The 22,523-nt window shown below is 63.2% G+C and carries 18 protein-coding genes; 8 read left to right on the top strand and 10 right to left on the bottom strand.

From position 1 onward, the window contains the following. Window positions 1-36: 36 nt before the first annotated feature. Entirely contained in the window at window positions 37-915 is an 879-nt protein-coding gene (locus tag IPL79_16800; protein MBK9072636.1) for a site-specific DNA-methyltransferase, read from the top strand. Here the strand turns inward: IPL79_16800 and IPL79_16795 are convergent. The 3 genes from IPL79_16795 to IPL79_16785 are packed head-to-tail and all read right to left on the bottom strand — an operon-like array spanning window position 895 to window position 4,305. Further along, complete coding sequence (locus tag IPL79_16795; GenBank protein ID MBK9072635.1) at window positions 895-2,451, bottom strand: TRAP transporter large permease subunit; 1,557 nt, start codon at window positions 2,449-2,451, stop codon at window positions 895-897. The two genes, IPL79_16800 and IPL79_16795, sit on opposite strands and share 21 nt — an antisense overlap. After that, window positions 2,448-3,182, bottom strand: coding sequence for a TRAP transporter small permease (locus IPL79_16790; GenBank protein MBK9072634.1), 735 nt, complete (start codon window positions 3,180-3,182; stop codon window positions 2,448-2,450). The genes IPL79_16795 and IPL79_16790 overlap by 4 nt, the downstream gene beginning before the upstream one ends. 55 nt (window positions 3,183-3,237) lie before the next feature. Then, window positions 3,238-4,305, bottom strand: a complete 1,068-nt coding sequence (locus IPL79_16785; protein MBK9072633.1) for a TRAP transporter substrate-binding protein — start codon at window positions 4,303-4,305, stop codon at window positions 3,238-3,240. A gap of 245 nt (window positions 4,306-4,550) precedes the next feature. On the opposite strand from IPL79_16785, the gene IPL79_16780 reads away from it, so the two are divergent. Next, window positions 4,551-5,492, top strand: coding sequence for a serine/threonine-protein phosphatase (locus IPL79_16780; protein MBK9072632.1), 942 nt, complete (start codon window positions 4,551-4,553; stop codon window positions 5,490-5,492). 29 nt (window positions 5,493-5,521) lie between these two features. Here IPL79_16780 and IPL79_16775 read toward each other — a convergent pair whose 3' ends face one another. The 3 genes from IPL79_16775 to hemE all read right to left on the bottom strand — a co-directional run bounded on the left by IPL79_16775 (window position 5,522) and on the right by hemE (window position 8,657). Then, window positions 5,522-6,667: a hypothetical protein gene (locus IPL79_16775; protein MBK9072631.1), complete on the bottom strand. Its 1,146-nt coding sequence runs from the start codon at window positions 6,665-6,667 to the stop codon at window positions 5,522-5,524. Further along, the gene (locus IPL79_16770) at window positions 6,664-7,482 is read right to left on the bottom strand and encodes a hypothetical protein (GenBank protein MBK9072630.1); all 819 of its coding nucleotides are present in this window, start codon (window positions 7,480-7,482) and stop codon (window positions 6,664-6,666) included. The genes IPL79_16775 and IPL79_16770 overlap by 4 nt, the downstream gene beginning before the upstream one ends. A 101-nt stretch (window positions 7,483-7,583) precedes the next feature. After that, on the bottom strand, window positions 7,584-8,657 hold the full coding sequence (gene hemE, locus IPL79_16765; protein MBK9072629.1) for a uroporphyrinogen decarboxylase: 1,074 nt from the start codon (window positions 8,655-8,657) through the stop codon (window positions 7,584-7,586). 108 nt (window positions 8,658-8,765) lie between these two features. Between hemE and IPL79_16760 the strand changes: the two genes are divergently transcribed. From IPL79_16760 to IPL79_16735, 6 genes are all read left to right on the top strand, one after another. Continuing rightward, window positions 8,766-11,546: a penicillin acylase family protein gene (locus IPL79_16760; protein MBK9072628.1), complete on the top strand. Its 2,781-nt coding sequence runs from the start codon at window positions 8,766-8,768 to the stop codon at window positions 11,544-11,546. A 57-nt stretch (window positions 11,547-11,603) separates the two neighbouring features. Continuing rightward, complete coding sequence (locus IPL79_16755; protein ID MBK9072627.1) at window positions 11,604-12,899, top strand: DnaJ domain-containing protein; 1,296 nt, start codon at window positions 11,604-11,606, stop codon at window positions 12,897-12,899. 5 nt (window positions 12,900-12,904) lie between these two features. After that, window positions 12,905-14,491: an Hsp70 family protein gene (locus IPL79_16750; protein ID MBK9072626.1), complete on the top strand. Its 1,587-nt coding sequence runs from the start codon at window positions 12,905-12,907 to the stop codon at window positions 14,489-14,491. Window positions 14,492-14,506: 15 nt separating this feature from the next. After that, a complete protein-coding gene (locus tag IPL79_16745; GenBank protein ID MBK9072625.1) occupies window positions 14,507-16,024 on the top strand; it encodes a hypothetical protein in 1,518 nt (505 codons plus the stop codon). A 166-nt stretch (window positions 16,025-16,190) separates the two neighbouring features. Then, complete coding sequence (locus IPL79_16740; GenBank protein ID MBK9072624.1) at window positions 16,191-16,424, top strand: hypothetical protein; 234 nt, start codon at window positions 16,191-16,193, stop codon at window positions 16,422-16,424. Window positions 16,425-16,629: 205 nt separating this feature from the next. Beyond that, window positions 16,630-18,837 (top strand): PEGA domain-containing protein, encoded by a 2,208-nt coding sequence (locus IPL79_16735; protein ID MBK9072623.1) that lies wholly within the window; start codon window positions 16,630-16,632, stop codon window positions 18,835-18,837. Between the two features lie 86 nt (window positions 18,838-18,923). On the opposite strand, the gene IPL79_16730 is transcribed toward IPL79_16735, so the two are convergent. From IPL79_16730 to IPL79_16715, 4 genes are all read right to left on the bottom strand, one after another. Further along, window positions 18,924-19,673, bottom strand: coding sequence for a hypothetical protein (locus IPL79_16730; protein ID MBK9072622.1), 750 nt, complete (start codon window positions 19,671-19,673; stop codon window positions 18,924-18,926). Window positions 19,674-19,783: 110 nt separating this feature from the next. After that, window positions 19,784-20,095, bottom strand: coding sequence for a hypothetical protein (locus tag IPL79_16725; protein MBK9072621.1), 312 nt, complete (start codon window positions 20,093-20,095; stop codon window positions 19,784-19,786). Between the two features lie 54 nt (window positions 20,096-20,149). Further along, window positions 20,150-21,304, bottom strand: a complete 1,155-nt coding sequence (gene nspC, locus IPL79_16720; GenBank protein MBK9072620.1) for a carboxynorspermidine decarboxylase — start codon at window positions 21,302-21,304, stop codon at window positions 20,150-20,152. Window positions 21,305-21,330: 26 nt separating this feature from the next. After that, window positions 21,331-22,518, bottom strand: a complete 1,188-nt coding sequence (locus IPL79_16715; protein MBK9072619.1) for a saccharopine dehydrogenase family protein — start codon at window positions 22,516-22,518, stop codon at window positions 21,331-21,333. Between the last annotated feature and the right edge of the window lie 5 nt (window positions 22,519-22,523).

Here is a 22,523-nt window from a genome sequence, read left to right as displayed (position 1 = left end):
CTTCCCATAAGCAAAGCCCTGGCATACAGTGCCGCGGTGTCGGCGTTTGCCAGCGTGCGCGTAGATGATGTCGCGCTAATCGAGCAGGCGATCTTCTCGGAACAGAGTGTTGTCGCCAGCGGAAATAGCCTTGCGCTCGCTGCGCTGTGGCCGGAAGCGAGCGTGCAATGCGTTTATATCGATCCGCCCTTTGGCACCGGCAAGACCCAGGCGGGCCGCGCCGCCACCTATCGCGATGACCTGGCGTCGCCGCGCGCCTTGACGCAGTTTTTATTGCCGTGGCTTGAGCACAGCCAGCGCGTGCTTACCGCCACGGGCTCCTTGTTCGTGCATCTCGACTGGCGCGCCGTGCACTACGTGAAGGTCCTGCTCGACGAACTCTTTGGGCCCGACCTGTTCGTCAACGAAATCATTTGGTGCTATGCGGTTGGCGGCAAATCGCCGCGCCGCTTTGGCCAAAAACACGACACCATACTGTGGTACGCCAAGAGCGAGCAGTGGTCGTTTTATCCCGACGCCATCGCCATCCCACGGCGTGCCGGTAGCCACATGAAGCTCATCACGCGGCCAGATGGCACGCGCGTGCAAAGCAAGACCGATCGCCGCAGCGGCAAGACCTACGAATATCCGCTGGGGGCAGGCAAGGTGCCCGAAGATTGGTGGAGCGACATCGAGACGCTCAACCACAGCGATGCCGAGCGCGTCGGCTATCCCTCGCAAAAGCCGCTGCGCCTGCTTGAGCGCGTCATCAAGGCCACAACCCAGCCTGGCGAGTGGGTGGCCGATTGGTTTAGTGGCTCTGGCACCACCGCCGTCGCCGCCCACGGGCTTGGCCGCCGCTTCGTCGTCGCCGACCAAAATCCGCCGGCCATTACCGCGACCACGGCGCGGCTGTCACAGCTGGACGTTGGTTAGATCGATCGCGGCATCATCTGGGTTAGCCGGCGCTGCATCGGGCGCGGCCGCGTTGGGCACCGCACCGTCGGGCGCGGGGGCCTTGGGCCCGGCGTCGCCACCGCCATCTTTAAAGTAGTAGTCGTCGTCGCCCTGCTTGTTGAGCTCATCAGACTTCACCTCGCCTAGCCCGCCGCCAATGTCTTCGAGCGATTTGGGCGAATTGCCGGGATGCTTGTCGCGATACGGCTGGCCGTCCCACGGAAACGACTCCCAGACGTCATCGCCGCGCTTGGCATTGAGCGCGCCCTTGCTGATCGTGGGCACAAAAATAAAGAACAGCAGCGCGACCACGGTGAGCGCAAGCCCTGGCAAGACCGCGCGGCTGACCTGGCCAAAGGGCTTTTTAAATAGCGCCGAGGCGACGAACAAGTTGGTCGCCACCGGCGGCGCCAGGTAGCCAATTTCCATGTTGACCACGAAGACAATGCCAAAGTGCACCGGGTCGATGCCCTTGGCCATGGCGATCGGCGCCAAGATAGGCGCAAACAGCAGCGTCGCCGAGACCGAGTCCATCAGCGCGCCGAGCACGATCAGCAGCACGTTGACGAGCAACATAAACGCGACCGGCCCCAGCGGCTCCACCCATGCCGCGATCGCCTGATCTGCGCCCACCTCGACGATCAGCTTGTTAATGCCAAATGTCAGGCCGATGATCAAAATCAGCATGCCCATCAGCCGGCTCGCGTCGGCGAGCACCGAGAAGACCTTGCGTAGGTTTAGCTCGCGGTGCACCAGCGTGGTCACCAGCAGGGCATAAACAAACGCAAAGGCACCAGCCTTAAACGGCGCGAAGAACCCCATGACGATGCCGAGGAACACCACCACCGGCAGCATGAGGGCCCAAACGCCTTCTTTTCCCGCTGCGACGACCTGTGCCCAAGAAAACGTTTCTCGCGCCGCGTTGCGATTTGCCCACGCCGAGTAAATGCAGAGCGTGAGCGCGATCAGCCCCGCCGGCACCGCAGACGCAATAAACATATCGCTCGCCTGCACCGACGCATTGCTCGAACTCACCGCGAGCGAATAGATCATCAAAATTAGCGAAGGAATGACCAGGCACCCCAGCGAGCCCGCCGTCATCACCAGGCCCATCGAGAAATTCTCGTCGTACTTGGCCTTGACCATGGCGGGCACCATGATCGAGCCGACCGCAATCAGCGTCACCGGTGATGAACCCGAGATCGCGGCAAAGCCCATGCACGCAAATACCGCGGCCATGCCCAGACCACCGGGCAACCAGCATAAGAGCGCGCGCATAAAGTCGACCATACGCCGCGCCATGCCGCCCTCGGTCATGAGCTGGCCGGCGCCGATGAACAGCGGAATCGCTAAGAATTGCTTGTTGGCGAGCAATTCGGCAAACGGATCGAGCACCGTCGATAGCCCGAGCGCCGGCGCATAGTCGAGAAAGGCGACGCCGCTAACGGTGCCGACGATGACAAATAGCGGCGCCCCGAGCAGCGCCAAAAATAGCAGCGCGAGAAATGCCTTCATGATGGCAGCCTTTCTTCGACGGGTGCCTCGGTCTTAGTTGCCGTGGTAATTGCCTGCGCGAGATAGCGCACGGCCATCGCCGCAAAGGCATACGGAAAAATCAGAAACACCACCCACATCGGAATGGCTTCGACCCCGCTGACCCGCCCAATTTTCACTTCATCCATGAGCGAGTGATAGGTGATGTAAATGGCAATCACGCAAAACGCCGCGGTGACGCCGTGGGCCAGCGCCTTGATCAGATGGCGCAGACGCGCCGGCCACAGCTTCTCGCCAAATTCCAGCGCCAAGTGGCTGCGTTCATAGGTCGCCAGCGACGACCCTAATAGCGCGACCCAGAGCATCAAGATGAGCGCCAGGCTGTCGGTCCAGATCAGCTTGCCCGCATACGTGGTGGCAAAATAATACGTGCCTGCCGCCAAGGCCGCTGCGATTGCCGCCGCCAAGGCGATCGACATCAGCCACGAAAGCGCTGCCTTGCCAGGCGCTACCGCTCGCGTTCTGAGGGCGAGCAGCACCACGCCAAACAACACCGCGACGTCCGACCATTCGTGACGGCTAACAAAGGCATCGGCGAGCAGCTGCGAAAACGCCAGCAGCGCCATCGAGAGGAACATCACGCTGCATAGCGCCCGCTCCGCGAAGTACCAAGTTTCGTCGAGCTTGCGAAGCCGAGGATACGTGGGCGTCCATGGCGCCGGCTCGCCGCCCCCGTCTGCTAATTGGGACATGCGATGTTGGTAACATAATTTAGGGCACGCGCGCGCGCCTGCCCGCGTTACTTGGTTACTTGCCGCCCTTGGCGCGAAACTCGGCGATGCCCTTTTCGATTAGCTCAAGCGTTGCGCGGTGCGCCGCGCTCTTCTTGCGCACCACCTCGCGCACGCCCTTGGTCGCGGTGACAAAGGCCTCCCGTTGCGCTGGGGTCAGGGTGCTTACCTTGACCTTGGCGTCGGTGAACAAGGCGACCATCGCGGGGTTCATGTCGCGCACGCCCTTGCGTCCCTTGCGGGTGAGCTTGCGACCCTCGTCCATCACGATCGTTTGTAGATCGGCCGGCAGGGCGTCAAACCATTCCTTATTGTACGCGATGACGCCCGGCTGATAAATATGAGCCGAGAGCGTGAGAAATTTGGTCGTCGTATGCCAGCTCGCCGCGATGGCATAGAGCAGCGATTGGTCATACCCTTGAATTGCGCCGGTGCGCAGCGAGGTATCAACTTCGGTGGTTGGAATCGCCGAGGCGTTGGCGCTCAGCGCCTTGTACATCTCGAGGTGCACGAAGCTTTCTTGCGAACGCATTTTCTTGCCGCGAATATCGGCCGGCGTGGCAATAGGCGCCACCGTGCTGGCAAAATGGCGAAAGCCGTTTTCGCCCCAAAAACCAAGGATCAGACCATGTTCGCGAAACGCCTTTTCCATCGGCGCGAGCAAAAATTTATCGAGCACGTAGTCGGCTTCGTTGGCGCTGGCAAACATAAAAGGCACCTCGATGGCGTCGAGTTCAGGCACCAAGGTCGCGATCGAGCCAGTCGACCCGCCGACGCCCTGCAACTTGCCGCGCGCCGTCATCACGGCGGTCGTGTTCTCATCGCCCATGGTGCCGCCGAGAAACACCCGCACATCGATGCGTCCGCCCGAGGCGGCCTCGACGTTGGTCTCAAATTCTTTGAGTACCTTGGACCACGGCGTCTTGGCCGGCGCGACCGTTGCAATGCGCAGCTCGATCTTTTTGACCTGCGCATGCGCGGGCACTGCCACCAAGCCAGCGCCGCAAATCACCAGCGTCGCCGCCATGAAAGTGATTCGCCGGCGTACCGCGCGAGAAGTTGCCTCAATAAATGCTGATTTCATATGTTCTCCAAGCCAGCGGCCACCGTATAGAAAGTGATCCGTCGGCGTCAATCACCACGCGGTTTGAGACGGCTAGATTGACGCAATATTCAGCGGGCGAAGCCGCTTCTGCTGCCCGGGGCGCTAACGCGTCGCGTTACCTTCTGATACAATCCGCGATGTTGTCAACTTGAGGTTGCGGCAACGGACGCCTGCAAGCGACAATCGTCAACCACATCTAAGCTACTACTGCAAAGCGAGACCTCATGGACAAGACTGAAACGACGCCGACGATTGAGGCGGTCATGATGACCGACATCGGCGTGGTACGCGAGCACAACGAAGATTCAGCGTACATCGATCCGGCGCATCGCTTTTTCATCGTCGCCGACGGCATGGGTGGTCACGCCGCGGGTGAGATCGCGAGTTCGATGGCGGTCGAAAGCGTGCGCACCACGCTGGAGGCAGCGCACGAGCGCATCGCCACCTTCGCCACCGACCCCACCGAAACCGCGCGCCGCGAACTCGCGCAGATTATGCAAGACGCCGTGCTTTCGGCGCATCAAGCGGTGTTTCAACGCGGCAATCGCGAAGTCGATAAGCAGGGCATGGGCACGACGCTCGATATCGTGCTGCTAGCCGGCGCGGAAGCCTTCGTCGCCCACGTCGGCGATAGCCGAACCTATTTACTGCGCGACGGTAAAATTTCACAAATCACCACCGACCACACGGTCGCGCAGGTCGCGGTCATTGAAGGGCGCATTTCTGAGGAAGAAGCGCTGATGTCAAATTGGCGCAATATCCTCGTCAATGCCATCGGCGTTTCGGCCGACGTTGGCGTCGAGATGGCGCATGTTCATCTTAACGATGGCGACAGGCTCTTGCTGTCGTCGGATGGCCTGCACGATTACTTCACGGTCAACGCCGAGGTGGCCTCGCACATTGCGACCGGTGAATTGCACACCCAGCTTAGCCACATGATTGAGCTCGCCAAGGAGCGCGGCGGGCACGACAACATCACCGCCATCGCGATTGAAATTCGCGGCCTCGGTACCAGCGGCGTACCCGGCGACATGCCGATCGACCCGACGCGGCCGATTCACCGCACCACCGCGACGTTCGCCGATCAAACCGACCGCGTGCCTATCGCGTCGACCGAGCCACCGCCTATCGGCGACGAAGACACCGAAATCGCCACGCGCGATTGATCGCCGGCAGCCTGCGAACGCGTTGGCAGCTAGCGAATGAGCGGCCCGATCGCGGCGCGGGCAAGCCGTTCCACGGTGGTCTCGGCATCGACAATAGGCATTTCCGGCACCAGCCGCAAAAAATCGCCACGCCCGGCGCGATCGAGGGCGCGGTTGCCATCGGCGCGATGCCGGTTAAGTCGCCGCAGGGTCTCTAGCCCGCGTTGCCCGCAGATCTCCATTTCGAGCTTGCCCTTGCTGGCCTGCGGCCTGCTGACCACCGCCACCAACGTTTGCTTTGCGCGCGCCAGCTCGACATCCGGGCACAACACGAGATACGCGTACTTCATCGCCCCATCGCGCAGGCCCGTTACGCGTGCGATAGCTTCGGCTAGCGGCGGCAAGGCGTAGGGTTGCTCTTGATGGCACCAATCGACCTCATTGCGCAGCATGGGGCAGCCACCTTGGTGAGTGCATGGCGCCACCACGGCGACCCTCTTTTTGACTAGCAACTCATCGCGTAGCTGGTGCAACGCCCGCGACGTTGCTCGCAGCGCGGGCTCAATGATGATGACCGCGCCGCTTGGCTTGCAACGCTCGATCGCCTGCGTCGCCAGCGTCAACGCCTGCGGCGGCGCCAACTCGTTGAGCAATGAGCCTGCCAAGACCAAATCGTTTGCCACCCATGCGTCCGGCATCGCGGAAAGCCCATGGGTAACATCGACCGAGGCCGTGACCACCTCACACGGCACGCCGCAAGCCGCGGCATATTGCGCGCATGCTGCCTTGGCAATCCGCAAGGCCCGCGGGTCGACGTCGACCAGGCGCAGCGTCAAGGCGGGACAGCCAAGCGCGGCCGCCGCGGCAATGAGGCCAAGGCTCATCGCGCCGCAGCCTGCGCCGATATCGAGCACGACCAATGGCGACGACGCGAACGCCGGCGCCACCCGCAACAGCTCGGCGAGCGGTTGCCACAACTTCGGCGCATCGGCCACAGAAAAGAACACGGCGCGCGCCGCCAGGTCGTCGTCGTTGTCGCGGCCCTTGGCCAGGGCTTGCCGCTCTGAGGTGTAGCGCAAGGAACGCTCAATCACCGAAGCGTGTAGCCGTGCGGGAGCTAACGCCGCCCCTTGTACCTCGGCGGCCGCCGCACGGCGTAAGGCTTCCTCGAGCTCGGGCGCGACCTGCCACGTCATGGCGCTCCAAACTGCAGCGCGAGCTCCGCGGTCTTGCCCGGCGTCACAGTGACCGCCCCGCTCGCAATCTGCGCTGCCTCGTCGCTGGCGCCGGGCAGCCACGCCACGACGCGATGTTCGCCGGCGGGCAAATCGCGCAAGGTAGCAATGCCCCGCTCGTCGGTGAGCGCCGCGTGCGGCGTTGCGGGCACGACGACGATGGCAGGCTGCGGCGACGTCGCCGTGGTGACGCCGTAGACGCCCGGTTCGCGCAGCGACATTAATAACAGCTCACCCTCGGCGGCCTTGGTTTTAAACCTCACTTCGCCCCGCGCCGGCGGCAAGGTCCATGGGCTGAAGCGAACGCTGATCTCGCGCGCCGCGCCTTGATTATAAAGCAGGAGATCGCCGATGCCAGCCACGGTCACAGCCGGAGATGGGTCACATGCCGCGAGCAATAGGCGCGCCTCTGGCACGGGCGGCGTCGGCGGCGCCGTATGGGGTCCTTCGACGAGGACGAACACGCCCTCCACCGCGAACTCCGCATCGACCCTCACCGCTCGCGGCAAAGGCTCGCCGCATGATCGCGCGGCGGCAAATGCCCCCGGCCCGAGCAGCGCGCGCGGCACCTTGGGCCAGCGCACACGCACCTCGACGTCGCCGACGCGCGCCGGCACCGCGATAGTGCCATCCGCGGCGTCGGGCGCAGCGGCGCCTGCATCCAACGCACCGGGACGCGCGGTCGTGTCGATGGTGCCGTCGCGGTCTTTGCGCTGCCCTGCGCAGGAGGCCGTGCCCATCACCATTATCAGCACGAACGCCGGCAGCAACGCCACAGCGCACCTTGCGCGGCCGCCAGGCCTGCACATCGATGGTCGCGCGATCATGCTACGCATGTAACACGCCCCGCCGCTATCGGCGCGCCGCATCGCCGGTTTTAGGCGACGAGATGCGCCGGATGGCGAAATTCTTTGACCGCGTTAACCATGGCGCGCACGTGCTCTGGGTCGGCATGCGGCTGCACGCCGTGACCGAGATTAAAGATGTGGCCGCGGCCGCCACCTTCTTGCAGCACCGCGATGGTGCGTTCGCGCAGCTGTGCCGGCGGCAAATAAAGCGCGCCTGGATCGAGATTGCCTTGCAGCGCCGCGCGGTCGCCGATCGCGCGTTTCACGGCAGCAAGCGACACCCGCCAATCGACGCCGAGCACGTCGGCGCCGCAATCGGCGTAGCAGTCCAGGTATGGCGCGCAGCCATTGGCAAAATAGACGATCGGCACCGGCCGCGCGGAAAATGCCGCCGACGCGCGGACGTCATCGATCAGCCATTTCGCCCAGCGCAGCGCGAATTCGCGAAAGTCACCGGGCGCCAGCACCCCGGCCCACGAATCGAAGATTTGCACCGCATCGGCGCCGGCGGCGATTTGCGCCTGCAAGTACGCCGAGCATGTGCGCGCGAGTTTTTCCAGCAAGGCGTGGGCCGCCGTCGCATCGCCAAAGAGCAATTTCTTGGTGAAGGCATATTCTTTTGACCCGCCGCCTTCGACGGCGTAGGTCATCAGCGTAAACGGCGCGCCGCTAAAACCGATCAGCGGCACGCGCCCCGCGAGCGCGGCCTGAATTTGCCGCACCGCCTCGGGCACATAGGGCATCTCGCGTTCTGGATCAGGCACCACCAAGGCCGCGACCTCCGCCGCCGTCCGCACCGGATTTTCGATGACCGGCCCTTTTTCGGGAAAGGCGACGCGCAGGCCCATCGCCGGCAGCGGCACCAAGATGTCCGAGAACAAGATGGCCGCGTCAAAGCCAAATTCATCGATGGGCTGCAACGTGACCTCGCACGCCAACGCCGGCGTATGGCAGAGCTCAAGGAACGAGACTTTGCGGCGCACCGCTTGATACTGCGGAAGATAGCGCCCGGCCTGCCGCATCATCCACACCGGGGTGCGCGCCACCGGCAATTGGTAGCACGCGCGCAAAAACAAATGAGTCGGCTCTAGGCTCGCGCGCATGCCGCCACCATACATGACGCGCCCGGCTAACGGCACCGGGCGGCGCGGCCAATTGAGATAGTCGACGAGGCCGCTTTCACCGCATTTGCCATTTGTTATGGTGCCGCCATGAAGCCAGGAATGATTTGCGTAGTTGTAGGCGCCGCGCTCGCCATGGGTGGCGCGCTGGTTGGGAGCGGCTGTGGCGACAATAGCGCGGCGTGCAGTGGCGCAACCTGCGTGCGCAATCCCGCGCTAACGGACCGGGTCTCGGTCACCCGCGATTCGCTTGGCATCGCACACATCACGGCGAAAAACGTCCACGACCTAGGCTTTGTGCAGGGCTACATCACCGCGCACGACCGCCTGCCGCAGATGGATATTTTGCGCCGCAACGCCAGCGGCACGCTCGCGGAGATCTTCGGCGCCGTAAGCCCGAGCATCGTCACCGCCGACATGGAGATTCGCATGCACCGCATGCGCCACTATGCGGAACAGTCGTGGACCCAAATGCAGGCGTCGAGCGATCCGGTCGACGTGCAGTTGGTCGAGATGCTGCGCGGCTATGCGCTAGGCGTGAATGCCTATGCGGCACACCTCGTCGCTGGCAAGTTTGAACTCGACATTGAGGTGCAGGTTTCCTTTGATCCGACGCGCTTTGCCGCCTGGAACGAAATCGACAGCCTCACCCTGGGGCGCTATCAGGCGTACTCGCTCTCGGGATCGCTTGCCGACGAGCTCGCGTACACCGATATTGCGCTCGCCGCGGTCGAGACCTATCTCGGCGCCGACGTCGGTGACACCTATGCCTATGAGCGCCGCGGCATTGTTAAAGATTTGTTGCGCCTAACGCCCGTCGGGCAGCGCTCGACGCTGGAAGCGGTAGGCAAGCCCGCGCGCGCAAGTGAGCCCAAGGCCGCCGCCCGCTCGCCATACACCCGCGCCCAGGCCGCCTCCCTGCGCGCCGCGGTGCGAAATGCGCGCAGCGCGATTAACCCTGCCCATGTCGATCGCGGTCTGGGCAATCTCGAGCCGCGCCTCTATCAACGACCCAACGCAGGCTCTAATACGTGGGCCGTTGCGCCAGCGCATGCGAGCGGCAGCGCGCTGCTCATCGGCGACCAGCACTTGGCCTTGCCAAATCCAAGCGTGTTTTATCCCGTCCACTTGACCGTGCCCGGCGTGCTCGATGGCTACGGAATCACGTTCCCTGGCATTCCTGGCATCATCCTAGGCCACAACGGCAAGACCGCATGGTCGTCGACCACCGCGTATCACGACGTCATGGACGTCTTTGCCGAGACCATCGAGCCTTGCCCCGACACCGGCGATTGCGTCCAGCACAACGAGGCGTTGGTGCCCATCGAGGCGCGCACCGAATCCTTTGGCATCGGCGTGCTCGGGACCGTCTCGGAGACCGTCACCGCCACCTACGAAACCGTGCCGCATCATGGCCCGATTATCCCAACATTTGAGGATGGCCGCGTCGTGCCGCGCTCATCGAATACCGCATTGTCGGTGCAGTACACCGGCCACGAGCCAACCTTTGAAATCCGCGCGATTTGGCGCCTATTGCAAAGTGGCACTGTACAGGCCGGCCTCGCCGCGCTCGACGACTTTTCGTTCGGCGGCCAAAACTGGGTGCTTATTGATACCGCCGGTTCTATTGGTTGGACGATGAAGGCCAAGGTGCCGCGCCGCAAGTTGGGCGCATTTACGTGGGACCCTGACAGCAATCAAGCCGGCGTCGCGCCCTTTATGGTGCTGCCCGGCGATGGCAGCGCCGACTGGGACGGTTATATCCCCGACGCGGTCATGCCGCAGGCCCTTAACCCTGATAGCGGGCTCATCGTGACCGCCAATGCCGATCCGGTCGGCGCGACGTTTGACAACGACCTTCTAAACGACGGCGACGTCGACGGGTTGCCGTGGTTTCTCGGCGCAGACTATGCCATTGGCCTGCGGCAAGAGCGCATCGCCGATGTGCTCGACGCCTCCGTTGCCGCCGGCGCCGTCGATCTCGCCGACATGGCCTCGCTGCAACACGATACGAGATCGGGCACGGGCGCCAAGTTCGTGCCAGCAATCTTGGCGGCCTGCGAAGCGGTCGACGGCCTAAGCGACGCCGCCGCGCTGTGCGATCTGTTTTCGACCTGGGATTTTTCAACGCCCACGGCCACCGGCGCCGCGAGCGCGACCGAGCTTCGCCACGCCGCGGCGACGTCGGCGTTTAACGCCTGGGCGCATTTTTTCGTCGAACGGCTGATCGCGGATGAATACGCCCAGCTCGGCCTGGCAACCTGGACGATGGGAACTAGTCATGCGGTGCGGCTGGTCGATGGCGTGCTCAACGCGCCGGCGTCGATGTGGCCTGGCGACGCGGCCCCCGCGGTTTGCGGCGACGGGGTCACCAACAATGGCAGCGATCCGTGCGGCGACCGCATCCGCGAGGCCCTCGCCGACGCGGCGGCTTGGCTGGCATCGGAGGATGGCTTTGGCAGCAGCGATACCGCGCAATGGGCGTGGGGCAAGCAGCACCTCTGGCGCATGGCCCCGCTCTTTCCAAATTCCGCCCTGCTCTTGCCGCCCGCCGACGACCCCAACTATCCCGGCGGCGTGCCGCGCGGCGGCGACCACGACGTCGTGAACCGCGCCGATGCTGGCTGGAACGATTTGGATTTTCGCCAACTCGCCGACGGCTCGGCGCAGAGGTTCATGGCTGAGGCCAAGGTTGGCGGGGCGATCAAGGCCTATCTGCAACTACCGACAGGCACCGTATATAACCGCGCCAGCCCGTTTTATCGGGTGTTGCTGGATGTAGCGTATATCCCACAGGTGCACCAAGCTGTGCCTTTCACGCCCGCCGAGGTTGCGCAGGCCGCCGCCGAGCACTGGTCATTTTCTAAGTAGCCGGTCCGCAGCCTTGCTGCACGGCGACGCAGCTCCCTATACTTAGTAAGGAGATTTGTGTCCGCACTGCCGGTGAGCGTTAAGTTGCGCTGCGCCTCCTGGGAACAGGTGGAGGCGATCTACAAGCGCGATCTCATTCGCAATGCGCTGTTCCTAAAATCCGGCAACCCGCCGGCCGTCGGCACGTTGGTGACGGTCGAGCTAACATTACCTTCAGACACCGTGGTTTCGATCAAGGGCGTCGTCGCGGAGCACGTTGCGGCAGGTGGCGCCAATGGCCGCGGCCCAGGCGTCGAGGTGCGCTTTGACTACGTGCCGCAATCGGCGATGTGGATCATCGAGACCGCCTTGGCGCGAGAACGCACCAGCGGCTCGGCGAGCCAGACCGCGGCGTCGGCGCTGATTACCTCACTCAACGAAAAAACGCGCGCAGGCACCGAGCCTGGCCTCAAGGCCATGACGCGGCAACCCGACCTCAGCGCCGAACATGGCGCGCCGCTTACGAATGCGGAAACCGAACTCGTCATGTCGCTGGCCGAGGAGCTCGCGTCGCTGCGACGCCTCAACGCATTTCAGATTCTCGGCGTTAGCTACGATGCGTCGGACAGCGACATTCGCCTCGCCTTTGCCGAGCTCACCAAGCGCTATCATCCCGATCGGTTTGCCAAATACGCCTCGGCTCAGCTGCGGATGCATGCCGCCGATATTTTTATTCTCATCCGCGATGCCTACCAAAAGCTTGGCGATGCGCAACAGCGAGCCGCGGCGGCGGCGGCCGTGCGCAGCGGGGCGGCGCGGCCAGCGCCAGCGCCTACCCCTGCGGCGCCGAGCAAACCCGCGGCGGTTGTCGCGCCGCGGGCGCTTCCACCCATCGCGCCATCCCAGCCGGCCTCACCGCCTCGGCCAGGCGCCTCCACCAAACAGCAGCTCGGCACCGCCGCGACGACGCCGCAGCGAACGCCGCTGGTTGCCGCGCCGCCGCAGGTACCCCTCGCGCCGCAAAAAACCGCGCCGATGACCAACTTCAAGCCCGCCGGCGCGCGCGCCGAAGGCTGGCTGGCGCAGGTCGATGGGCTCCTGGGGGCCAAGCAATACGACGCCGCGGCCAGCGTCGCGCGCGGCCAACTGCAAGCGACGCCCGGCGACCACGTCGCCAAGGCCTATGTCGACGTCTGTAATGGCTATCGCGCGCTGGCCGATGGCGATCGCCTTGAGGCAGCGGAGCGCTTCGAGGCGGCGCTTGAGATCGATCCCTCGAATGACCGCGCCGCGCGTGAACTGGCCGACATGCGGCGCCGCGCCACCAATGAACGCAAGGGCCACCTAACCCGCCTGATGACCAAGAAGGATTGACGAACATGTCGAAAATTATTGGCATCGATCTAGGCACCACCAACAGCTGCGTCGCGGTGCTCGACAAGCACGGCGTGCCACAGGTGCTCGCCAGCGAAACCGGCGAACGCACCCTGCCGTCGGTCGTCGCGTGGATCGCGGAGGCGGGCGCACAGGCCGCGCATGTCGTGGTGGGCATCCCCGCCAAGCGGCAACAGGTGAGCAACGCGACGTCGACGGTCTTTGGCGCCAAGCGCCTCATAGGGCGCAAGGTGAACGCCGAAGAGATTGGATGGTTCGCCAGGCTAGCGCCATTTCGCATCGTCTCCGCGCCCAACGGCGATGCGTGGATTCGCATCGACGGCCAGGCGGTCTCGCCGCAAGAGGTCGCCTCGCACGTGCTACGGCGCATGAAATCGATCGCCGAGGCCGCGCTTGGCGAAATCGTTACCCGCGCCATCGTCACCGTCCCGGCCTACTTTGACGAATTCCAGCGCCAAGCAACCCGGGCCGCCGGCGCGATTGCCGGCCTCGATATTATCCGCATTCTCAATGAGCCAACGGCCGCGGCGCTCGCCTATGGGGTGCACCGCGTCGGTGAAGGCCGCAAGCACATCGCGGTGTTCGACCTCGGCGGCGGCACGTTCGACATCTCGGTGATGGCGGTCGAGAATGGCCTGTTTGAGGTGCTCTCCACTGGCGGCGACACCGCGCTCGGCGGCGAGGACTGGGATCGCCGCGTCGTCGAGACTCTAGCCGACGAGATTTTCGACACCGCACGCGTCGACATCACGACCTCACCGGTCGCCATCGGCCGGCTGCGCGAGGCCGCCGAGGCCGCCAAGAAAGAGTTGTCGACCGCCAAGACGACGGCCATCTCCCTGCCGTTCTTGGCTACGGGCGCTGATGGCGCACCCGTAAATTTCGAACGCAAGCTGAGCCGCGACGAGCTCGAGAGCTGGACCGATGATCTGCTGCAGCGCCTGATCGCGCCGTGCGAGCGCGCGCTGCAAGAAGCGCGCTTGGCCGCGGTCAATATCGACGAGGTCTTGCTGGTCGGCGGCATGACCCGGTGGCCAGCCATCGTTTCGATCATCGAGCGCGTGTTTGGCAACAAGATCTCACGCGGCGCCAATCCCGACGAGGTGGTCGCGCTGGGCGCCGCCACCTTTGCCGGCATTCTCGCCGACGACGCCAACGACACCGCGCTGCTCGACGTCACGCCGCACGACATCGGCCTTAAGATCGGCAGCAATCAAATGACCGTGCTGGTGCCACGCAACTCCATGTTGCCGTGCCGGGTCACCAAGGTGTTTGCGACCACGCAGGATGACCAATCATTCGTCAGCTTTGAGCTCCTTCAGGGCAATTCCAGCGACCCCGACAAGAACCGCAAGCTTGCGCGCGTCGTGCTCGATCATTTACCGCGCGGCAAGGCCGGCACGCTCAAGGTTGAGCTCACCCTTACCGTCGACGTCGAATCCATCGTCGCCTGCACCGCCAAAGAGCTGACCACGGGGCGCGAGACGGGCGTTACCATTCGCCCCTCGGGCGGGCTGTCGCACGAGGAAATCATCGAAATAATTTCGCGCCGACGGCACAATATCGATTAGTGCTATCGTCGCGGCATGAATCGCCGCAATGTGCTTCGCCCCATGGCCATGGTTTTGTTGGTTGGGCTGTGGGCCACGGCGTGCAGCGAGCGAGGGCCTGCGCCTGACGCCGCCGTGCTCACCGATGCCGCGTCGGCACCTGTGCTATCGCCGTCGACTTCGACCACGCCACCAGCCCCTGCCGCCGATGCCAAGCAAGCGCCCGAGAATCCGTCGACGGCTCGGCACCATGCCTTGTGGGCGTCGGCGATCGGCGGGTTGGCAACTCAGGCGTCACGCGCGGTGGCGACGGCCACTGATGGCAGCGTTTATGTCGCCGGCTATTTCGAGGGCGATACCGAGTTTTCGCCATCGCAAAAGCTTAGCGCTGCCGGCGCTTCTGACGGCTTTGTCGCCAAATACAGCGCGGGGGGCGACTTGGTATGGGTGCTCGCCCTGGCCTCCCCTGGCGAAGATTCGCTCAATGCGATCGCCGTGGCCGCGGGCGGCGACGTGATCATCGGCGGCAACGTCGCTGGCACGGGCGTGCTTGGTGACCTGACCGTGGCGTCAAACGGCTCCGATGATGCGCTGGTCGCCGCGATTTCGCCGGCCGGAGCGCCGCTGTGGGTCACGACCTTTGGCAGCACCGACTCCGATGGCATCAACGCGCTCGTGCTCGCCGGTGGCGCGATTATCGCCGGAGGCTCGTTTCGCGGCGCCATGGCCATCGCGGGTCGCACGCTAAAGCCCGCCCGCACCACCGACGCCTTTGTCGTGTCGCTAGATATGAACGGCAAGCTTGGCCAAACCCGTGCGCTTGGCGATCTAGGCGAAGAGAGCCTTATGTCGCTCGTGCCGCACGGCCCTGGCGGGGTTGCCATTGTCGTGCGCTACACCGATTCGCTAACGCTTGGGCCGCACCGCCTGATATCGGCCGGCACCGGTACGACCGATTTCGCCGTGGCCGCCCTAGACGCCACGCTGACGCCGCTGTGGGCCGTCGCGTTTGGCAACGCGTTCAACAATATCCCGGGCGGGCTCGCCGCGATGCCTGACGGGGACTTGGTCGTAAGTGGGTCCTTTGACTACAAGCTGGAGCTTGGAGGCAAAACCTACGCCTCACTCGGCGCCAGCGATGTCTTCGTCGCACGCATCTCGCCGCAAGGCGCGTTGCGGTGGGTCACCGCCTGCGGTGGCGCGGGCGAAGATATCATCTACAGCACCGCGGCATCGACAGCCGGCGTGGTCGCGGCCACTGGGTGGTTCGAAGGCGAATTTACCTGTCAGACGAAGGGCGTGACGTCCTCGGGCGGCAAGGATGCGATGCTCCTTAGCTTAGACGCTGACGGCCAAGCGATCGCCTTAGCGCGATTTGGCGACAGCGACCACGACCAAGGCAGGGCCCTTGCGCCGCTGCCAAATCAGCGCTGGGCAATAGGCGGCGTTTTCCGTATCTCGCTGAATTATGGCGAGAAATCGCTAATTCAAGCACCTGCGGTGGCGCCGCCGCGCCGGGCCGACGGATTTTTGCTCGTGACGCAATTGCGCTAAAAGGCGGCAAAAGGGCGGTTTTTAGCCATCCCGCGTCAGTCGCTGCTTTTACCCGGGAGATCTCCCAAAACGCTAAAAGTGCAAAAAATGTGTCCTTTGGCCTTTTTTCTTGATGATCTCGGTGTCATTCATAAAAGCGCTCCAATACTTCCCGGAGGAAAAGAACATGGCAAAAGCAAAAAAGAAATCCCCTGCTAAAGCAGCCCCAAAAGCCAAGACCAAAGAAATGGTGATCGTTTCTTCAAAGGTTAAAGGCCTCATTCGCGGCAACGATTGCAACTGCTCGAGCGACGCGCTCGACGGTCTCAACGGGCTGATCTACTGGTACGTCGACCAAGCCACCAAGCGCGCAAGCGCCAATGGCCGCAAGACGGTCCGCGCGCACGACTTCACGCTCTAGAGCGTCGGCGCTTAGCTAACGCTGCAATCACGGCGCTAGTTTCATCAAATGGCATCGCTTCGGCGGTGCCATTTTTCGTTTCGGTTGGTTCGGTCGGTTTCCCAGGCGCCTGTTCAGGTAGGCAAAGGTATGGAGCCAGCGACCGGGCGCGGTTTTGCCATCGCCATCAGCTCTTGCCCCAGCGACTTCGGTTAAACTGTTAAGAGTGGCTCATCGAGGTACCATCATCGCGGTTAGCCGCTGCGCAACCGCGGAGGAGTTCCAAAACGCGTTTCGTCGCTATGCGGAGCCAACCGCGTTGTTTGTCCCGACGCAGACGCCGTTCGCCAGCGCCGACACGGCGTTTTTGTACGTGTGCTTAAACAGCGGCGAAATCTTGATTGAGGGCGATATCGAAGTGCGCAGCTCGGTCGATCGCGTGGCTGGCCTCTATGGCCGGCCGGGCATGACGGTGCGGTTCATAGCGCCGAGCGCGACCAACAAGGAGATGCTCACGCAGTTGGTGCGTGCGCGCACCATGCTCAAACCCGTCGCGTTGCCTGACCATTTGGCCGCGCGCGCCGCCCCAAGCAGCTTGGATCTCCAGCGGCTGGCAACGCTATCGCTGCCGACCGCGCCTAGCGCAATTACCGATCCGGTGTTGCAGCTCGCTGAGTGCCTGCTGGTTACCGAGCATGGTGAGGCACCTGCCGCGTTTACGGCGAGCGAGTACACCTCGACCAAGATGACGCCCATCGTTCCCGTCGAGCCCCGCGCCTCGGCCAAGGCCTCTACGCCACCGACCGCCGCTGAAGGTGGCAGCGCCTGGCCACGAGTCGGCACGCAGCTCGTGGCGCTGCCGCCAATGCCAGCCGAGACCGCGAGCCCTCAGGGCCCGCATATTCTTAGCGCCGACAATGCCTCGCCCGGGCTTTGGTCGCCCGATAGCACGCGCACCGAGGTCTCGCCTGCCGCGGAAGAGCTGGAAGCGGAGCCCGATGAAGAGGACGAGCTTGAAGCCGTCAGCACGAACGTCGTCGCGCGCATGTCGCTGTCCAAGATCGTAGCGGATGCGCGCAAGGCCGCGAGCGCCTCCTCGCCGGCGCATGCCACGGGGTCCAATTTTCCGCCTCGCATTCCGCAAACGCTTAAGTCGGCCAATGCGGTGCCGATTCCAGTTGGCCCGGCGCCGCGAGACGTCCCGGCATCCATCCCGCCTGAGTTTGCGGCCAACGACGGAGACGAGGTAGAAGTCGAACTACCGTTACCGGATGCAGATGAAGACGCGGACGAGGACGCAACGAGAGTTGCCTTCGAAGATGCCGCCGATGATACCGCGCAAGCCGCGGAGGTCGAGCGCGACCACGACCTCGACGATGCCACGGTGGCATTTGGCGGCCCGACCAACCCGCGTCGCGACGTTGCCCCGATCGAGTCGCTTTTTGTGCCGGCAACCACGCCGGACGCCGCAGCTATCTCGGCCGCGCCAAGCCCAGCCGTGGTACCAGCGCCAGCGCCTGCTGCACATGCAGCGTCTCAATCATACAACGGCGCGCAGCCGCTGAATCTGCACGAGTTTCAGTCGACGCGCGCGAGCTCGGTCATGGATGCCGCAATACCAATCGTGCGCGCTCATCGCGCCTCGTTGGCGCCAGGTGGCGTCACGCTAAGCACGGCCGCGCCGCGCGGCACCGGCTTGGCCGTGCGGCGCAGCCCAGCAAAAACCTTTTTCTTGGTCTTCGGCGTCATCGTCGCCCTCGGCATCGCGGCGATCGCGCTGTGGAAGTTGGTGCTTCAAGACAAGTTTGCGCCGCAGGGCGCGACGCCGAGCACCGCCCCAACACGTGCGGCAACTCCGCCCGCTGAGCCACCGCCGGCACTTCCCGCTGCGGCTGTTACCGCTGATCAACCAGCGGACGCCGCCGTTGCCGAGCCTGGCCAAGACGCGACCGCGGCGCCCGACGCGGGCCCAACCGCCGATGCCGCCGCGCTCGCACCGCCGCCAGCGCCACCGAAGGCTAGCTGTCGCGTCGCACTCGTCGTTGACCCACCTACCGCCATCGCCTCGCTTGGCGACGAAAAACTCGGCGTTGCCCGCAAGCTCAAAAAATTGCCCTGCGGCGACCTAACGCTGACGCTTTCCAATCCAAAGTATGCAGACCTAACCGTAGCGCTGTCGCTCGCGCCCGCGCGCAAGACCACCAAGAAGGTGGCGCTGGCCCGCCCAATGTTTGACATCAAGCTCATCAGCAAGCCCACCGGCGCCCAGGTTCGCATCGGCGGCAAGCTCGTCGGCAAGACGCCACTTACGCACCCGCTGCCCGGCTTCGAACCGCACGACCTTGTCATCAGCAAGAAGGGCTATCAGCCCAAGACCATAACGCTGGTTCCCACCGGCGCGGCCGACGTCGAGTACGCGCTGACTAAAAAATAGCCGCTCTACCTGAGCCACTAATCGCTGAACCACGTGGCGCCCCCTGGGCTGCAATTTTAACCAAACGTGTCAGCTATGTCGCCGGTCTAATCTGTTAACCATTTGTCCCGGCTCATGTTGCCACCGGTCACTTCGTATCTCAAAGAGAGCAATACTTCAGCAGCATGGCCCTTCACCGTGGTCGTCATGCGTAAGATTGGTAAATTTTCATAACCCGTGACGACGGATCCGTTGTGCAGGCGAATAGGGTCCGCTTGTTGAGACATTCCAAAGCTAACGGCGTTCACCTTGCCGTCGATGCGAAATGTTTCCTCTACGCCTTTGCGACTGACAAGTGAGACTTCCGATGCCTCTCTTGCTACATCATCGTCCACCACCGCGACGAATAGCTTATTCTTAGCCCGCACGGTCCCGAGCGCCATGAACTTCGCCTTGCCCGCGCTGTCGAGCCCCACCACGGCCTGAACACGTTCCGTTCTACCTTCGTCTCTTTCGTGACCACCGCCATCGTAGAAGTTGCTAACTTCGCGAGTCACGGCCGCGAGCTGAATCGCAGAACCTGCCGGGCTGCCCAATAGATTGGCATCATTGATGGTGAACGCATCAGTATGAACCGGATTAAGGGTTAGTGCGCGTATCCCCTTGGTTCGCGAGAGCTTCGTCTTAGGGCGCGCTCCTTGGGGATTGGCAACAAAGGCTTGCTCGCGAGTCAGCGCTGGATTCGCAATGCGAATCCTCAAGGGTTTCGCCTCCCCGGGCGCTGGCGCGAAACAAATCGCCCCCGTACAGGTCGCGGCAATGAGGCTAAGCTGGAGTTTACGTAGTCGATTCATCATGGACCCTAAGCAATGCAGCAAGCATGCCAGCCTGCGCCTGCCCGCAAATTCCACGCGAGGGCTCATTGGTCACTCGGACCGGTGCCTTCGCTGGGGCTAAGGTGCCCCACCTAGTCCTCAATAATGATGACTTCTTCAGGCGCCGAATCGGTCGCTGGCTCGGCGCTGGCGTCGGGCGACGGAACCGTCAAGGTTGCAGGTGCAGCGGTAGGCGTTGCGGTGGGGCTCGTTGGCGCTGGCGCGCCCTTGCCACTCTCCACGGCGGACATCGGCGGTTGCGCGGGCGCCAGCGATTGCCCGAGGTCTTCGTCGCGATAGGGCGTGGTGCCGGCCGACTTGGGCCAAGGCCTAGACCGCCCCTGGCAGGCGGTGAGCGCAGCGGCCGCGGCGAGCAACATCGCAATCGCGCATTGTCGTGACATGACACGAGTATAGCCTAGTCTCCGCGTGGTTGGAGAGGCGTGGCAGCCCACTACCTAGGCCAGGCGGTTGCGATAGTCTTCGTAGCCAAAGCTGCGGCTCACCGCAATGTGGCCGGTGGCAGGGTCGTGGGTGGCAATCGACGGCAGCTGCACGCCGTTGAACATGGTGTTTTTCACCATGGTGTAGTGCGCCATGTCGAGAAACACCAGCTTGTCGCCGATGGCCAAGGGCTTAGCAAAACTGTAGTCGCCAATCACGTCCCCTGCCAAACACGTCAGGCCGCCCAGGCGATAGGTATGCGGCGTAGCGCCTGCCTCGCCGGCGCCCAAGATCTGCGGCCGATACGGCATTTCGAGCACGTCGGGCATGTGCGCCGTCGCCGACGTATCCAAGATCGCAATGTCGACGCCGTTGTGAAAAATGTCGAGCACGCTCGCCACGAGCACGCCGGTGCCCAGCGCCACCGCCTCACCGGGTTCCAAATACACATCGACGCCAAAGCGCGCCTTGAAGTTCTTGATGATGGCGATCAAACGCTCGACGTCGTAGCCGGGCCGCGTGATGTGATGGCCGCCGCCAAAATTCACCCACTTGCACTGCGGCAAGAACTCGCCAAACTTGGCGACAAACGCCTCTAGCGTGCGTTCTAGGGCGTCGCTGCCGAGTTCGCATAGCGTATGAAAATGCAGGCCATCGAGGCCTTCAAGATCCGCCGCGGTCACGTTGGCACGCGTGGTACCAAGCCGCGAGCACGCCGCCGCCGGGTCGTACAGCGCCACTTCGACTTCGCGGTGCTCGGGGTTGGTGCGCAGGCCACATGTAAGCTTGCGCCCGCGCGCCCTTGCGGCGGCAACAATCGGACGTAGCCGTTTCCACTGCCCTGGCGAGTTAAACACGATGTGATCGACGAGCTCGACGATCTCTCGCAGATCAGCCTCCGACCATGCTGGCGCGTAGGCATGCACCTCGCCGCCGAATTCTTCGCGGCCCAGGCGCGCCTCGGCCACGGAACTAGCCGTGGTGCCCTGCAGATACTGCTTAATCAGCGGAAACGTCGACCACTGCGCAAAGCCCTTGAGCGCGAGGATGATCTTGCAGTCGGCCTCGCGCTGGATGCGCTCCATCAGCGCAAGGTTCTGCGCCAGCGCGCCGAGGTCCGTGACGTAGCACGGCGTTTGCAGCGCACTCACATTTATACGCGCCGCCATTTCGGCGCCAAGGCTGGCGCCTGCGCTCACCTGGCCTCCACGTGCCAAGGCAGGCCGCGCTTGCCGAGTTCAGCCAGGAACGGATCTGGATCGAGCTGCTCGATGTTCCATACACCGGGGCGTTTCCATTTGCCGGACACCATCATGATGGCGCCGGTTACGGCGGGCACGCCAGTTGTGTACGACACGGCCTGCGCTCGCACCTCTTTGTACGTCTCGGCATGATCGCAAATATTATAAATAAACACCGTCTTCTCGACGCCGTCCTTTTTGCCCGTCACCAAACAACCGATCGACGTCTTGCCGGTGTAATTGGCCGCAAGCGACGACGGGTCAGGCAGCAGCAACTTCAAAAACTTCATCGGCACCACGGGATGGCCTTCGTACATGACCGGATCGATCCGCGTCATGCCGATATTTTCCATGACGCGCAGGTGGGTGAGGTACTCCTCGCCAAATGTCATAAAGAAGCGAATGCGCTGCAAGCCCTTGATGTTTTGCGCCAGCGACTCGAGTTCTTCGTGATAGAGCAGAAAGCTCTTGCGCTCGCCAACGCCTGGATAATCAAACATCATCGACTGCGACAGCGGATCGGTTTCTTTCCACTCGCCCTTTTCCCAATAGCGGCCGCGCGCGGTGATCTCGCGAATATTGATCTCGGGGTTAAAGTTGGTGGCGAACGCCTTGCCGTGCGAGCCGCCGTTGCAATCCATGATGTCGATGGTGGAAATCGTATCGAACAAGTTTTTCTGCGCGTGCGCGCAAAACACGTTCGTCACGCCTGGATCAAACCCCGACCCGAGCAGCGCCATGAGCCCCGCCTTTTCGAAGCGCTCGCGATACGCCCACTGCCACTTGTATTCAAACTTGGCGACGTCGGGCGGCTCATAGTTGGCGGTATCGAGGTAATCGACGCCGGTCGCCAAGCAGGCGTCCATAATTGTCAGATCTTGATACGGCAAGGCGACGTTGAGCACCAGCTTGGGCTGAAAATCTTTGATCAAGGCCGACAGCTCGGCGACGTTGTCGGCATCGACCTTGGCGACGCTAATGTCACGGCCTTGCAGCTCCTTGACTTCTTTTTTGAGCGCCTCGCATTTGCTCACCGTGCGGCTCGCCAGCAGGATGTCAGAGAAATGTTCTTTGGCCTGGGCACACTTGTGCGCCACTACGCCGCCGACGCCACCGGCGCCAATAATAAGGACCTTGCTCATGCGCG

The sequence above is a fragment of the Myxococcales bacterium genome (genome assembly GCA_016716835.1).
Lineage (GTDB): Bacteria > Myxococcota_A > Polyangia > Haliangiales > Haliangiaceae > JADJUW01.
This window is presented reverse-complemented; position numbering and strand designations above follow the sequence as displayed.